A 15,421-nucleotide genomic window follows, 5' to 3' on the forward strand; every position below is an offset into this window, starting at 1 on the left:
ATGTTTATTGATAAGCAGTCACCTATTCCGATGTACCATCAGATTATGGAGAACTTGAAAAAACAGATTGAGGATGGAACATTAGCACCTGATACACTCATTCCTTCTGAAAGAGAATATGCCGAACGCTTTGGTATAAGTCGAATGACTGTCAGACAAGCCTTATCGAACCTTGTGAATGAAGGATATTTGTATCGACAAAAAGGAAAAGGCACCTTTGTGAGCCGAAAAAAATTTGAACAGCCGCTTCAAGGCTTAACAAGCTTTACAGAGGATATGCGTCAGCGTGGTCTTAAAGCTTCAAGCCAGCTGATTGATTTCACAAAAACCGTCTGTCCAGATCACTTGCTGCCTGTCTTACAACTGTCAAATGGCGATGCTATATTTGAACTCAAACGGATACGCCTCGCAAATGATGAACCGATGGCGATTGAAACGAGCTATATCCCTGAAGCATTTGCAGGAGATTTAACAAGGGAACATTTAACTGGCTCTATATATGAATATATAGAGACTCAAACAGGCCTTACAATTGCTCATGCAAAACAAGAGCTTGAAGCGAATGTGGCTTCAAATGAAGAAGCACACGTGCTGTCTATTTCAACAGGCGATCCCGTGCTCTCAATCGCAAGAACGACTTATTTTCAGAATGATATTCCGTTTGAATATGTTCTTTCCGTTTATAGAGGAGATCGTTACAAGCTCATTCATACAATGGAAAGATAAACAGTGCCCTTATAAAAGGAGCACTGTTTTTATTTCCTAAGAAATGTTTCTTCACGATCATTTTTTGTATGAATTTTCCATATCGGTGAAATCGCTTTTCCTTGAAAACGATCTTTTGCTACGGTGTACCAATAATAGTCTTCGTTTGGCTTTAAGCCTTTCCACTCAAAGCTTGCTTTTTTGCCGCTTTTTACGCCGCGCGCCTCTCCTAACAAAACATTTGTGTACACATTGAGTTCAAAATAGTTGGTTTTGACAGATTTCATTTTCGGCGTCAAATCCACATCGATTGAAAATTCATCCTGATCTCCATACGTTTTAGGATCGTAGAAATGCTCTTGATTCATGTAAGGTGAGTATGTCGTAAAATGAAGCTGGTTTTTTTCTTGATCGGCTGTTATCAATCGCATAAACCCTTGTCCACCTTCAGGCCCTGACTGATAATCGGCGAGTATTTGATATACTTTCCGGTCTACTTTACCATCCTTGTCATCGTCAAGCTCATCTACTTTCCTGCTCGCTCCGTGATAGTGACCGCTAAATACCGCCACTATATTGGGATGGCGTTTCACTACCTGGTGGAAGATGAGGTCGCCAATCGGACTGCGGTTGCCACTGACCAACAAATACTCATGGAAATTTAAAATGACGATACGGTCTGGATGCTCAGAAATCACACGGTTCAACCAATCAATTTCATCTTGCTTAATCCCCCAGCCCATGTATACCATCATATAATCATTGCCACCGGCAGAGATGAGATCATAATGACCTCGATTGTTTTGATAGGATTCACCATAGTACGGTTTATTTGCAAAGCGTTTCTCACCGAAATATTTCCCATATTCCGCATAAAAACCGTCCTTATGTCGAACATCATGATTTCCTGCTAAAACACCATAAGGAATCTGATGCTCATCTAACACGCGCATAAACGTATCGGCTCGTTGCCATTGTTTATCTTTTGAATCATCCACAATGTCACCTGTATGGAACACATATTGAATGTTTAACTTTCCTCTCTGGTCTCTGATCCACTCGACCATTTGTTTAAAGATATGAGGATAGCTCTTTGCATAATATTGTGTGTCAGACATCCAAACCATCTTATATGGCTTTTGCGCTTTACTGATTTCATCCTGTACAAGCAAATCAAACGTATGATTCTTCATGTACTGTCTGACGGACAGCAGTCCTTTCAGGTAAAATTCCTTTTGATCCTTAGCAAAATGATGAGTAATTTTATCCCACTTTTCTTGCTGATGATTCCATGCATACATGGTCACCTTTCTCCCTGTCAATGAACTCCCTTTCCATATCGCTTCGACGACATCCTTTTCACGTACATCTTGTTGAACCTTGATTTGAAAACGATGATAGGGAAAACGATGTAAATCCTTCGTTTCAACTGACTTACCATCAGCAAATGCAATGCGATTCCTTTCTTCATGAGAAAAGATCATTTCTCCTTTTTCGTTAAAGCTCTTTGGCGGTTCTGTCTCCGCTGCATATTTCAAAATGTTCATTGATGGATGCAACGATGTATATTGATACGCACGGTAAAAGGAATAATCCAGCTTATCATTCGTTGGATCCTTGGTGAGCACAGTTTGCTTTGACGATTTCATTTTCGTCTTATCTGCTACACGCTCTGGTGGCTCAGGGTGTTCATGTACCGTCTTGAATTCCTTTTTCAACGTTGACATGTTTCCCGCTGCATCCTTTGCTTTAATTGTCAACGTGTGCTCCCCCGGGTTTAATTCGCTAGAGGACGTCTGGTATGGCAAGGAAATTGGCTTGCCATCTACATATGCTTTCATCTCTTCTATGTCACTCCAACGATCCGTTACCTTTGCTTTTAACGTAAAGGCTCCTTTATATGCATCCTTTGTTTGGACGTTGGTTTTAATTTTTGGACCCGTATTATCAACCATCACATGTACAGATGCATGCTCGTCTGAGGTTTTGGCCTCAATCAGGTGCGGCCCCTCTTTCAACCTTCTTGTATCCCACTTCATAAACGTTGAAACATAAGCTTCTTTTGGTATTTCAAATTGAAATGTTCTGACCTTTTTGGCGTTACCGCTGTCTCCCATTCTCCATTCTTTTTCCGGCTTTGCATTGATTGGAGGAATTTGAGTTCCATTCGATAAAATCATCCGGACGTTTTTTAGTTCAAAATCATCGTGATTCTCACCAGGCAACCGATCAACTGGAGAAGATTTTGTTCCTGCATGGAAGGAGATCGATTGGAGACCTGCTTTTTTCATTTCTGCTTCTGGTATTGGCATTGTATAGGTACGATACACTTTTGTCGAATCATCAAAAATTGAAAGTAAGTGCTTACCTATGGACACACCATTTTTAAAATATAAATTTGTCCCTTTGACATCAAATGCAATATATGGATCTGCTTCAAGGGCAGAAAACACTTGCTGATTCCGCTTTCCATCTATCAATAATTCAATGCTTTTTTTCTGATCAGACGTTGCTTTTAATGGAAATAATCCTGAAACCGTATCTCCTTCTTCTACATTGAATCGAAGGCCATGAGCTTTGCTAACTTGCTCCACATCAATCATTTTTTTCATCGTCATTGCTGTATTTTCACCGTCTGACGCTTCAAGCTGATATTCCAATTGTTCTTTACCAATCAACTCAGGTGAGTAAATAATATGATGAAATAATCGGTCATTATGATCTTTTTGAAGCAGTATTTCCTTAAAATCATCTTTTCGATTTGTTCGATAGCGAAGCTTGACGGTTTTGACGACCTGATCATCCTGTACATCTGCTTTAATCTCTATGCTTTCAGTTGGTTTCACTGGTTTCCTCACTGTCATATCTTCAATCACAGGTTTATGGATATCTTGAGAAATTTCTTTTTTCTCAGATGGAATTTGTGCTTTTAGCACTTTGCCAGGCGTAGGCTCTTCTTCAATTTTCGAGATCAGCTTCATTTGCGAAGTACCATCCATTGGATATTTGAACAGCAAAGATTTATGCTCACTAAACCATGATGGCTTTAAGCGAAATGCTGCTGAAGAAATCTCCTCCCCTATATTCGTTGTAATGGAAACAAGACGAGATTTAGAGTTGGACAGCCCTTTGCTTTCGATGACAGATACATGCTCTCCCTCTTTTAATTGACTTTTGTACATGGCATTGAAGTCCGCTACAGTTAAATGCTCCTGTCCTTTTTTCCTCAGCCAGAAAACATACGGTTTTCCAGGTGAAAGAGTGACTGGATTTGTGTGAAAGGAATACACATCATCCATTTCGGTTCCTTGTGCAGGATTGCGGTAGCGAAGCTGATAATGTTTAAGAGAGATAGGCTCATGTGTTGTGTTATATACCTCAATAAATTCAAATGCATCTTTGCCTTTGCGATTTTTTGAATTGACAACAATTTCTGTGATGACTAAGTCCGGAATGCGCGAAAGATCCTCTTCAAATCCATTTAAGTGGACAGATTGTTCTGCCGTTTTGATCACGGACTTTTGCGTAAGAAACTCTGTATAGTAACGAACGGTTGAATTCCATAATTGATCTGGCGGAATTTTCGCTGTAAATTCTGGCTTCATACCTGGCAGCCGTTCCATTGGGATCAAACGGTACCCTAGCTCATCACTTTGTTTATAATACAAGTTCGCAGACAAAATTTGTTCCGGATCCGTAATCGACGCACGAAACTGGAGATCACGGCTTTTTTCCCCTAGAACTGGACGGACATCCACATGAAAGGGATCAAAGATAAAAGGAGAAAAAGGCTTGTCCGGTATATTGACCTGTGTTTGAATAAAAGGCCCTGCTGAAGCAGGCTGATTGAAACAAAAAAGAATGATAAAAAAACATAAAAGCATGATTTGTCTGCTCACGTTCACCATCGTGCACCGCCTCCCTTCGGATATTGTGTCTCCTGAAGGAAGTTTTTATGTCAGATGAAACGGAGAAACGATACAAAATGGGTCAAAAAAAACCGTTAGCTTTTTTTCGCTAACGGCTCCACAATTCCTTTTTGTATCAACAGATGGAAAATGGATAAGATGACAGCCATCCAAATGGCCGTTCCAAACCCATCAATATTAAAACTATCGCCCATAAAACTTGATGTCATCATAAGTGTGATGGCATTAATCACAAATAAGAACAATCCTAGTGTAAGAACGGTTACTGGAAGCGTTAAAATGATCAAAAACGGCTTCACTAAAATATTGAGCAAGGATAAAATGATACTTGCCACAATGGCTGCGCCAAACCCTTCAATATATACGCTCCCAAGCCCTGGCAGAATGCCTGAATCAAAATATCCAGCAATGACGATTAAAAGTAATGCATTGACTAAAATACTGACGATCCATCTAAGCATTTAGTTAGTGCCTTCTTCCGGAACAACAAAATACCAGATGAAGTAGACCAAGAAAATCGGCATAAATGCTGTCATAAATCCGATGATGACCGTTAATATGCGAAGCAGAGATGCATCGACCCTTAAGTATTCGGCAAGTCCACCAACAACACCCGCTATTTTTTTATCTGTTGCTGAACGATAAAGCTTCTTCATGTAGAATCACTCCTTGTCTGATTGGTGCTTTACTTGTATTGAACCTGTTTTTGTTTCTGCAAAAATGGATATACTGTTCACTGCCTGTTGGTTGGCTTTGATCATTTTCTCTTTTTGTAATGTCTCATTTTTCTCTTTAATCATCTCTGCATCAAGCAAATCGTGAGAAATAGACCCAAGATTGCTTTTCAGCTCAGCGGTCACTGCACAAGCACGCGGGATCTGGACGTCCACACTGCCTGTTGTCGTTTTCGCATAAATGGAACGGCACTTCTCATCCGACAGCTGAACAGCAATGTTTCCGTTAAAGCTTTGGGCATCAATTGACTCACTTTTCCCGCGCAGGTCAATAAGCCCATTAATGGTTTCTACTTCAATCATACCACACTCGTGATCCGCCAGTTTAATTTGTCCATTTGCTGTTTCAATTCCAACCTTTTCCGCCTGTAAAGAGGCAAAAGAGACAACACCATTGGTGGTTTTCGCAGTAAGTTCTTTTGTCTTTAGCTTTTCCCCGCGGATCGGACCATTAAACAGCTTAACCTTGATTTTATCGTATTGGATACGTGGCACATATAAAGTGACATTGACTTTCATCGTCTTCTTTTCGGTCCGGATAAAAAATTTATCCCCTTCGAGGCCGCAGTCCAATTGATTGAGAAATTGCTGTCTTGCCTGCTCTCCGTCTTCTGCACGGTAGATTTTCGCATGGCATTCTGCTCGAATATCACCATCGTCCCAAGGCATCACATTGAGACTGCCGTTCGCCAATTGAATATCTAAATGAGATAGCGAGGCGTCTTTGAACTGAAAAATGTGCTCAACGTCGACCGACTGTCCAAAGTTCAAATCAAGATCTACGTCTTTCACCTTTTTCACCGCAGAATCTAACCAGCCAAACAGCTTTGCACCAAGATTTTCTGTACCAGTTCCTTTGCTCTCCGTGCCTGCTTTTTCTTCATGAAAGGTGTGATCAACCGTTGATTTTTCTAATGAAACAGATGGATTTTCCTCCAGTTTTTCAAGCAGCGTAATCGCTTCTTTTGCAGATAATGTCCCGTCTTCTACTAATTTTAAAATGCGTTCTTTTTCATTCATACAAAGCCCCTCCTACGATTTGATGGATTGAAGTACTTTAATACCTTGAATGATATTCCAAATGACAGAGATCAAAAAGCCAATAGCGACTAAAAAGGACAAGATGAGCATCGTGATCACTGGCATAAGTGAGTCACTTGCCTGTGTCGACAATAAAAATGGGATAGACCCAAAAACCAGCAACACGCACGCTGCGACTGGCAAAACATGTGACCATAATGCTCGCAACGCGTGCCGTTTCGGTTCCTTTTGGTCGACTACAAAATATGCCACGATCGGTACAATAAACGGCATAAAAAATACACTGAAATAACAAATTGATGCAATGATCGACTGATCTCTATTCATATATATTCGCTCCTTCATGATGAAAATTCCTTTCTAACTCATACGTTTATTGCGTATCAAAAGTTTCAAAATCATTCAATTTACATATGACCTTAGACACAAATTACATCTTTTTGCACCTAAGTGTAGATTCTTCACGGATTACCCTTTAAAATATGTTGAAAAGATGGTGATTATCATTATAGGGGGTAATTATTTTGACAGATCATCATAATACTAACCACACGGCTCAAACGCTTTTAGACCTTATACAGAAACAAAAAAGCATGAACAGCGATATGATCAGGGAGCTTGAGACCATTCATCCGTCTCATCCACAGTATGGTGATATCCGTTATTTAAAAGTACTGCTCGACAGCAGCAGCACGCATATTTTAAAGGATTTAACGCAGCTCAGTCATTTAATGCCAAAGGAAGATGCGCAATAAAAGAAAACCCCTCTTAACGAGGGGTTTTTTTATGATGAAGTCACACTTTCTGTTTCTTTGACCAACTGTTTCATTCGTTTACGGTCACGCTCTAAAATAGGCTTTAAGTATCGACCAGTGTAAGAAGCTTTTTCTTTTGCAATTTGCTCAGGAGTCCCAGAGGCAATGATCGTTCCGCCGCCAGCACCGCCCTCTGGTCCGAGATCAACGAGGTAATCAGCAGCCTTGATAATATCAAGGTTATGCTCAATCACTAGCACCGTATCTCCGTTTTCGACCAAACGCTGAAGCACTTTTAATAAACGGGCAATATCATCCACATGCAGACCTGTTGTCGGCTCGTCTAAAATATAAAGAGACCTTCCGTTTGAACGGCGGTGAAGCTCAGATGCCAATTTCACACGCTGGGCCTCTCCCCCGGACAATGTCGTCGCAGGCTGTCCAAGTGTAATGTACCCTAGTCCAACATCAAAAATCGTTTGAAGCTTCCGCTTAATTTTCGGGATGTTCTCGAAAAATTGGAGTGCGTCCTCCACGGTCATTTCAAGCACATCAGCAATGTTCTTCCCTTTATATGTGACCTCAAGTGTCTCGCGGTTATACCGTTTCCCGTGGCACACCTCACAAGGCACATACACATCAGGTAAAAAGTGCATTTCGATTTTAATGATGCCATCTCCGCGACATGCCTCACAGCGTCCACCTTTGACGTTAAAGCTGAATCTCCCTTTTTTATACCCTCGTACCTTTGCTTCATTGGTTTGTGCAAACACATCCCGCACATCGTCAAATACACCTGTATACGTGGCAGGGTTGGATCTTGGCGTACGGCCGATTGGAGATTGATCAATATCAATCACCTTATCTAAATGATCCATTCCTTTGATTTCTTTGTGCTGTCCTGGCTTCGCCTTCGCTCTGTGCAGTTTTTGCGCAAGTGATTTTAATAGAATTTCATTCACAAGCGTACTTTTCCCTGAACCAGACACCCCAGTCACAGCTGTAAAGACGCCTAGAGGGAACTTCGCATTGACGTTTTTCAGGTTGTTTTCTTTTGCACCTTTGATCTCAATATAGCGGCCGTCAGGCTTTCTTCTTTCGATCGGCAGCGGGATAAATTTCTCTCCAGATAAATATTGTCCTGTTAAAGATTTCTTGTCCTTCATGACTTCTTCCGGCGTTCCAGCTGAAATCACTTCTCCTCCATGAACTCCTGCTCCAGGTCCAATATCAATCAAATAATCAGCGGCTAGCATCGTATCTTCATCATGCTCTACGACAATGAGGGTATTCCCGATGTCGCGCATGTTTTTCAATGTCCCGATCAATCGGTCATTATCACGCTGATGCAGACCAATAGATGGTTCATCTAATATATAAAGAACACCTGTCAGCCTTGACCCGATTTGAGTCGCCAGACGAATCCGCTGCGCCTCTCCTCCGGATAGTGTGCCAGCCGAACGGCTCAATGTGAGGTAATCTAATCCCACATTATTTAAGAAGGACAAGCGCTCTTTGATTTCACGTAAAATGAGCTGAGCAATCTGCAAATCTTTCTCAGACAACTCGATTTCACCATATAAATCAAGGGCATCAGAGACAGACAAATCAGTGATTTCTCCAATATGTTTGCCATTGATCAGAACCGCAAGCGTCTCTTTTTTCAGACGATATCCTTTACATGTCGGACATGGCTGGTTCGCCATATATTTCTCCATTTGCTCACGAATATAATCAGAGCTGGTTTCTTTATAGCGTCGTTCAATGTTACGAAGAACACCTTCAAATTCAATTTCATTTTCACGTACCTGACCAAAATCATTTTCATATTTGAAATAAATCCGTTCAGAGCCGCTACCATATAAAATTTTATCGAATAAATGCGACGGTATATCTTTCACTGGAATGTCCATGTCGATGCCGTAATGTGTACATACTGCCTCAAGAAGCTGAGGATAGTATTGTGAGCTCTGCGGCTCCCAAGGGGCAATGGCATGCTGTCGTAATGTCAAATCCTTATTAGGAATGACAAGCTCAGGGTCAACTTCTAGTTTAGAGCCAAGCCCATCACAGCTCGGACATGCACCAAAAGGACTATTAAATGAAAACATTCTCGGCTCAAGCTCACCAATAGAAAATCCGCAGTGCGGACAGGCATGATGTTCACTGAATAACAGCTCTTCTTGTCCAATCACGTCAATCATCACACGGCCTTCACCTAGTCGCAGCGCCGTTTCAAGGGAGTCAGACAGCCGAGCCGCAACGCCCTCCTTCACCACGATTCGGTCAATCACGACTTCAATGGAATGCTTCTTGTTCTTTTCAAGCTCGATCTCTTCTGATAGATCTTCCATCTCTCCATCGACTCTTACTCGCACATAGCCTTGCTTTCGAATTTGATCAAGTACTTTAACATGTGTTCCCTTGCGGCCAGATACGACCGGCGCAAGCACTTGCAATTTCGTTCTTTCTGGATATTCTAAAATACGATCTGTCATCTGCTCAATCGTTTGGGACGTAATTTCAATCCCATGTATCGGACAAATAGGTTTCCCAACTCGAGCATACAAGAGTCGTAAATAATCGTAGATTTCAGTAACGGTTCCAACTGTTGATCTAGGGTTCCGGCTCGTCGTCTTCTGATCAATACTAATCGCCGGAGAAAGACCTTCAATGGCATCTACATCCGGTTTATCCATTTGACCGAGAAATTGGCGCGCATACGCTGAAAGAGATTCAACGTACCTGCGCTGACCCTCTGCATAAATGGTATCAAAGGCAAGAGACGATTTTCCTGAACCAGATAAACCCGTGATGACCACTAGCTGGTCACGCGGGATATTCACATCAATATTTTTAAGGTTGTGGGCTCTAGCACCTTTCACCTCTATTCGTTCCATAGCCATCAGGCAATCATCCTTCCGCTTTTAGCTCTAGCAATAGATCTCTTAATTCTGCTGCTTTTTCAAAATCAAGCGCTTTTGCTGCATCTTTCATTTCCATCTCGACCTTTTCGATCACTTTTTCTCGTTCTTTTTTGCTCATTTTTGACAGCTTTGGTGCTGCATTTGTTTCATATTCTTCCGATTCTTCATGTATCTTTGTTGCTTTAATGGCATCTCTAATTTTCTTATGGATGGTTTGCGGAGTAATTCCATATTTCTCATTATACGCCTCTTGCTGCTCTCGTCTTCGCTTCGTTTCTTGAATCGCAATATCCATTGATTTGGTCATTTTATCTGCATACATAATGACCCGGCCTTCCGAATTTCTCGCGGCACGGCCTATCGTCTGGATGAGGGATCTTTCAGAGCGTAAGAAGCCTTCTTTATCTGCATCTAAAATCGTCACGAGCGAGACCTCTGGAATATCCAGTCCTTCACGAAGAAGGTTGATTCCCACAAGCACATCATATTTTCCAAGACGCAAATCGCGAATAATCTCAATCCGCTCAAGGGTCTTAATTTCTGAATGCAGATAATTAACTTTGATTCCGATCTCTTTTAAGTAATCTGTAAGATCTTCAGACATTTTCTTCGTCAGCGTCGTCACAAGCACACGTTCATTTTTCTCAACCCGCGCATGAATTTCTCCAATTAAGTCATCAATTTGCCCTTCAATCGGACGCACTTCAATGATTGGATCAAGTAAACCTGTTGGACGAATAATTTGTTCCACAACCTCAGGTGTTTTCTCAAGCTCATAAGGACCAGGAGTGGCAGATACATGCACAATATGATTAATATGCTTTTCAAACTCATCAAAGGTGAGCGGTCTGTTATCAAGTGCTGAAGGCAGACGGAATCCGTGATCAACCAACACTTGCTTTCTTGCTTGGTCCCCGTTGTACATCGCACGGATTTGCGGGATCGTCACATGTGACTCATCAACAACAATCATAAAATCATCCGGGAAATAATCAAGCAATGTGTAAGGTGTTGAACCAGGAGGACGCAAGGTCAGGTGCCTTGAGTAGTTCTCGATTCCTGAACAAAAGCCCATTTCTCTCATCATCTCAAGGTCATATCTTGTCCGCTGCTCAAGGCGCTGCGCTTCTAGCAATTTTCCATTATCTCGAAGTTTTTCGAGCTGCTCTTCAAGCTCTTGTTCAATATTAATAATCGCTTTTTCCATTTTTTCTTCTCTTGTGACGAAGTGAGATGCTGGGAAAATAGCCACATGCTCACGATCACCGAGTATTTCTCCAGTGAGTGCATCCACTTCACGAATACGTTCAATTTCATCACCGAAAAACTCCACTCTGATACAATGTTCATCACGTGAAGCAGGAAAAATTTCAACGACGTCTCCTCGTACTCGGAAGGTTCCGCGCTGAAAATCTATATCATTACGAGAATACTGAATGTCCACCAGCTTACGAAGAAGCTGATTGCGTTCAATCTCCATTTCAGTACGTAAAGACAGCACAAGCTCTCGGTATTCCTCTGGCGAACCTAAGCCATAAATACAGGAGACACTGGCAATGATGATGACATCTCTCCGCTCAAATAACGAGGACGTAGCGGAGTGTCTCAGCTTATCAATCTCATCATTGATGCTGGCATCCTTTTCAATAAATGTATCAGTCTGAGGCACATACGCCTCTGGTTGGTAATAATCATAGTAACTCACAAAATATTCGACAGCATTATTCGGAAAAAATTCCTTGAACTCGCTGTATAGCTGACCGGCAAGTGTCTTGTTATGCGCAATGACAAGTGTCGGTTTGTTCACTTCTTTGATCAGGTTGGATACAGTAAAGGTCTTTCCCGTACCTGTAGCACCTAACAGCGTTTGATGCTGTTTCCCCTGATGGATCCCCTCAACAAGCTTTTCAATAGCCTTCGGCTGATCTCCTTGGGGCTGATAGTTAGAAACTAATTCAAAGCGGTCACTCACATCAAAGCCTCCGTTTCGTTACGAAATCTATCTAATGAATATATTATCATAAAAGAACACAAAAATACGAACTAAAGTTCGGCTCTTACTTGATTTTTATTTCCAATACAGTCATACCCTCTCTTCAATACCAAATAACCCTCTTGCGAAAACCTTCCTTTCAGTATGGAACATTTTGGTGAGAGATATTCGATGAGCAGAAAAAGAGAACAAAAGAAAGCTGCACTCACTAGAATTCGTAAGCACAGCTTATAAAACGTCATCTTTCTGCCTAACACGCTCTTGATGATGATATCAATGATTTTTTTCAGCCTTTTCTCTCTTTTCAATTTCTTTTTTAGCCATATATAATGCCCCAGCTACTAAAGAAATGATATCTAATCCCACAATAAAGTAGGTTTCTGTATAGCCCTTCATGTACGAGGCAAATAAAAGCGCTGCTGTTAATGCAATGCCCACATAATGATTATAAGTAACCTTTGAAAATAAAATAACGAGCAGGAAAGGAAAAACAAGTGCAAATATGGCTTTTGTAATCACAAAAACCCTCCCTCTTCTTTGTCTACTCCCTTGATTATAGTAAAGATTGGCATATTGAACAATTCACAGTTTTTAATTTCACCTATTTTTCTTTCTGTTCGGAGACTTTTGTTATAGATATAGAAGGAAATTAGTGAGAATGTCCCCTTTGTAAAGATAGGTCTTTCCGTCTTTGACAGTAACATCCAATAAATCCTATGATTAAAATGATAGTGCGCACTATCATTTTAGAAACGATAGAGAGACAGACAAACCATTGGCTATTTGGATAAGGGGGCATTCCCATGTATTCAGTTTTATTTCATGCGGCTGAAGAATCCGCAGCACTCGCAGGGGCAAAAGGCCTGAATTTAATCAAATTAAATAATCACGGCCTGCCAGTCCCAGATGGATTTATTATCAAAACCAACAGCTTTTCAAGCTTTCTTTCATATCACAACCTGCATCCAACTGAACAAAACCTTGCTGACAAAATCAAAAAAGCATCGTTTCCTTCTCAAATGGAAGCAGAACTCCTTTCGTCCTTTCAATCATTGCGAAAGACTTATCCCTCAGTTGCAGTTCGATCCTCTTCTGTTGCTGAAGATCTCGAAGGCGCCTCATTTGCAGGACAGTACGAGACCTATTTAAATATCAAAACAAATGAAGAATTCTTACAGGCTGTCAAAGAATGCTGGTCTTCTTATTTTGGAGCAAGAGTGACAGAATATAAGGAAGAGATGGATGAAAACGAGGAAGAGATGCCGCTCATGGCTGTTGTCGTTCAAGGATTGATCCATTCTGACGTCTCCGGTGTCATCTTTAGTGAGAATCCCGTAACAGGAAAAACAAATGAAATGATGCTCACAGCAAGCTACGGACTAGGAGAAGCAATCGTCTCCGGGCTTGTGACGCCTGACACATTTGTTATAGACAAAGAGACACTTTTTATTGAAAAATCACTTGGAACGAAAGAGCTGCAAATTATCCCTTATCAAGAAGGTGTCATTGAACAAGCAGTAACGGAAGAAATGGCTGGTCAGTTTTGCCTGAATGATGACCAATTAGAAGAAATCACGCAAATCACCAAACAAGTAGAAGCACTTTATGGTCATAGCGTCGATATCGAATTTGGAATAGCAAATGGCACATTTTATTTACTTCAAGCCAGGCCGATTACCGCTGCCCTCTCAAAAGCAGCAGATGAGACAGCGGGCGCTTCTTTTCAAATGCAGCCAGACGAGCTGCAGGATTTCTGGATCTCAATGGACGATCATCTGCCGGGCCCAACAAGTCCTCTCTTTTCAAGCCTGATCATCCCAGCATTAAAAAGCGGTATGAAGAAAAATGGTGAAAAATATCAAGTGCCTGATCTGAATATTAAAGATATCAAGCTTTATAGAGGTCACCTGTATTCATCACCGTCACTGCCTGAAGCAAGTGCAGAAGCTGCACCAGTTTTTGATGAGAGCATATTTGAGTTATTTCCGCATTTAAGTGAACGTATGTATGAGATTTTAGAGAAAAATTTCTTTCCCTTTTACGAAAAACTCGATCATAAAATGAAGGAAACGATGACCATAGAAGACGCCATCGTCGGCTTCGAAGAATTAAAGACTTTTTATATACAAGCATACGATGATCATTTTGATATTGTCATACCTCAAGTCATTTTATCGGCTATGATTGAAGACATGCTTGTGACGTATACTGGTGATCAATCACAAGTGATCCTGCTGCATGAGATGATGATAGGCGTGATGAACAAATCTCTTGAAACAGACAAGAAGCTATCTGATTTTGCAAAGAGTGTCCATCAAGATACTGAACTTCATCAAGCATTTATGAACCATGAAAAGAATCCAGCACTGCTTGATGCACTCACTCAATCGGAAAAAGGCAGACACTTCATTTCGACATTAGAGGAATTTCTTCAAGTCTATGGCTGGCGATCTGTTAAAAGTCATGATCTTACGGAAGAGACATGGGTGGAAAACCCTGAGTTTATACTAGATATCATCAGAAACAATATTCAACACCAAAGTGATTTTGATGAAGAATTTGCACAAGCCGTCATCAAAAGACAAGAGACATATGAACATTTTATGAGCCAAGTGAAGGATGAAGCGTTTAAAACGAAATTTGAGACTCTTTACCAATTCGCCCTACAGGCCGCTAATATCCGTGACGATCACCACTTCTATATTGATGCCATGTTAGATGCTAAAGCCAGGGTATATCTATTAAAGATTGGTGAACTTCTTGTACAAAAAGGAGCGATCCCTCATCCAGAAGATCTATGGTACCTCTACGATGAGGAGGTACACACAGCGCTCACAACCTCTACATCATTTGATACGGTCATCGCACAAAGAAAAATTGACATGAAAGATAATGAAGCCATCCAACCACCAGCTTATATGGGTACCCCAACTGAAGCTGAATTGCAGCAAGTAGAAAGAATGCTCGGTTCATTAAGAGAAAATGAAAACAATACAAGCGATATGATCTATGGAATTGGCGCATCTAGCGGCATTGTTTCTGGAAGAGTAAAAGTCATTACATGTGCTGAGGAATTCTCACAATTTCAAAAGGATGATATTTTAGTTTGCAAAACAACCACACCTTTATGGACGAGCTTATTTAGAGATGCAAAAGCAGTCATCACCGATGCTGGAGGCATTTTGTCTCATTCAGCTATTATCGCTAGAGAGTATATGATGCCAGCTGTCCTAGGAACCCGAATAGCGACTGAAACACTTCAATCAGGTGACCTTGTGACAGTAGATGGAAGCAATGGACGCATTCAGATATTAAAACAGCATGCACGTGTCTAACT

The 15,421-nt window shown here is 41.1% G+C and carries 11 protein-coding genes; 3 read left to right on the plus strand and 8 right to left on the minus strand.

What is annotated here, in order from left to right; genetic code table 11:
* On the plus strand, positions 1 to 726 hold the full coding sequence (locus MHB79_RS16055) for a GntR family transcriptional regulator (protein WP_050944292.1): 726 nt from the start codon (positions 1 to 3) through the stop codon (positions 724 to 726).
* Positions 727 to 755: 29 nt separating this feature from the next.
* On the opposite strand, the gene MHB79_RS16060 is transcribed toward MHB79_RS16055, so the two are convergent.
* The 5 genes from MHB79_RS16060 to MHB79_RS16080 form a co-directional block, all read right to left on the minus strand.
* Complete coding sequence (locus MHB79_RS16060; protein WP_340990212.1) at positions 756 to 4,613, minus strand: metallophosphoesterase; 3,858 nt, start codon at positions 4,611 to 4,613, stop codon at positions 756 to 758.
* A 95-nt stretch (positions 4,614 to 4,708) separates the two neighbouring features.
* Positions 4,709 to 5,095, minus strand: a complete 387-nt coding sequence (locus MHB79_RS16065) for a phage holin family protein (protein WP_003213568.1) — start codon at positions 5,093 to 5,095, stop codon at positions 4,709 to 4,711.
* On the minus strand, positions 5,096 to 5,290 hold the full coding sequence (locus MHB79_RS16070) for a PspC domain-containing protein (protein ID WP_003213763.1): 195 nt from the start codon (positions 5,288 to 5,290) through the stop codon (positions 5,096 to 5,098).
* A 6-nt stretch (positions 5,291 to 5,296) separates the two neighbouring features.
* Complete coding sequence (locus tag MHB79_RS16075; RefSeq protein ID WP_050944296.1) at positions 5,297 to 6,388, minus strand: DUF4097 family beta strand repeat-containing protein; 1,092 nt, start codon at positions 6,386 to 6,388, stop codon at positions 5,297 to 5,299.
* A gap of 12 nt (positions 6,389 to 6,400) precedes the next feature.
* The gene (locus MHB79_RS16080) at positions 6,401 to 6,736 is read right to left on the minus strand and encodes a hypothetical protein (RefSeq protein WP_012011387.1); all 336 of its coding nucleotides are present in this window, start codon (positions 6,734 to 6,736) and stop codon (positions 6,401 to 6,403) included.
* Positions 6,737 to 6,933: 197 nt separating this feature from the next.
* Here MHB79_RS16080 and MHB79_RS16085 point away from each other — a divergent pair, with 197 nt between their 5' ends.
* Positions 6,934 to 7,164, plus strand: a complete 231-nt coding sequence (locus tag MHB79_RS16085) for a hypothetical protein (protein ID WP_003213489.1) — start codon at positions 6,934 to 6,936, stop codon at positions 7,162 to 7,164.
* 29 nt (positions 7,165 to 7,193) lie between these two features.
* Here MHB79_RS16085 and uvrA read toward each other — a convergent pair whose 3' ends face one another.
* The 3 genes from uvrA to MHB79_RS16100 form a co-directional block, all read right to left on the minus strand.
* Positions 7,194 to 10,070: an excinuclease ABC subunit UvrA gene (gene uvrA / locus MHB79_RS16090; RefSeq protein ID WP_050944298.1), complete on the minus strand. Its 2,877-nt coding sequence runs from the start codon at positions 10,068 to 10,070 to the stop codon at positions 7,194 to 7,196.
* Positions 10,071 to 10,077: 7 nt separating this feature from the next.
* Positions 10,078 to 12,063 carry an excinuclease ABC subunit UvrB gene (gene uvrB, locus MHB79_RS16095; RefSeq protein WP_050944300.1) on the minus strand — a complete coding sequence of 662 codons (1,986 nt, stop codon included), beginning with the start codon at positions 12,061 to 12,063 and terminating at the stop codon, positions 10,078 to 10,080.
* Positions 12,064 to 12,357: 294 nt separating this feature from the next.
* On the minus strand, positions 12,358 to 12,603 hold the full coding sequence (locus tag MHB79_RS16100) for a CsbA family protein (RefSeq protein ID WP_003212837.1): 246 nt from the start codon (positions 12,601 to 12,603) through the stop codon (positions 12,358 to 12,360).
* A gap of 284 nt (positions 12,604 to 12,887) precedes the next feature.
* On the opposite strand from MHB79_RS16100, the gene MHB79_RS16105 reads away from it, so the two are divergent.
* Complete coding sequence (locus MHB79_RS16105) at positions 12,888 to 15,419, plus strand: PEP/pyruvate-binding domain-containing protein (protein WP_310025466.1); 2,532 nt, start codon at positions 12,888 to 12,890, stop codon at positions 15,417 to 15,419.
* Positions 15,420 to 15,421: the final 2 nt, after the last annotated feature.

The sequence above is a fragment of the Bacillus sp. FSL M7-0558 genome (genome assembly GCF_038003245.1).
Lineage (GTDB): Bacteria > Bacillota > Bacilli > Bacillales > Bacillaceae > Bacillus > Bacillus pumilus.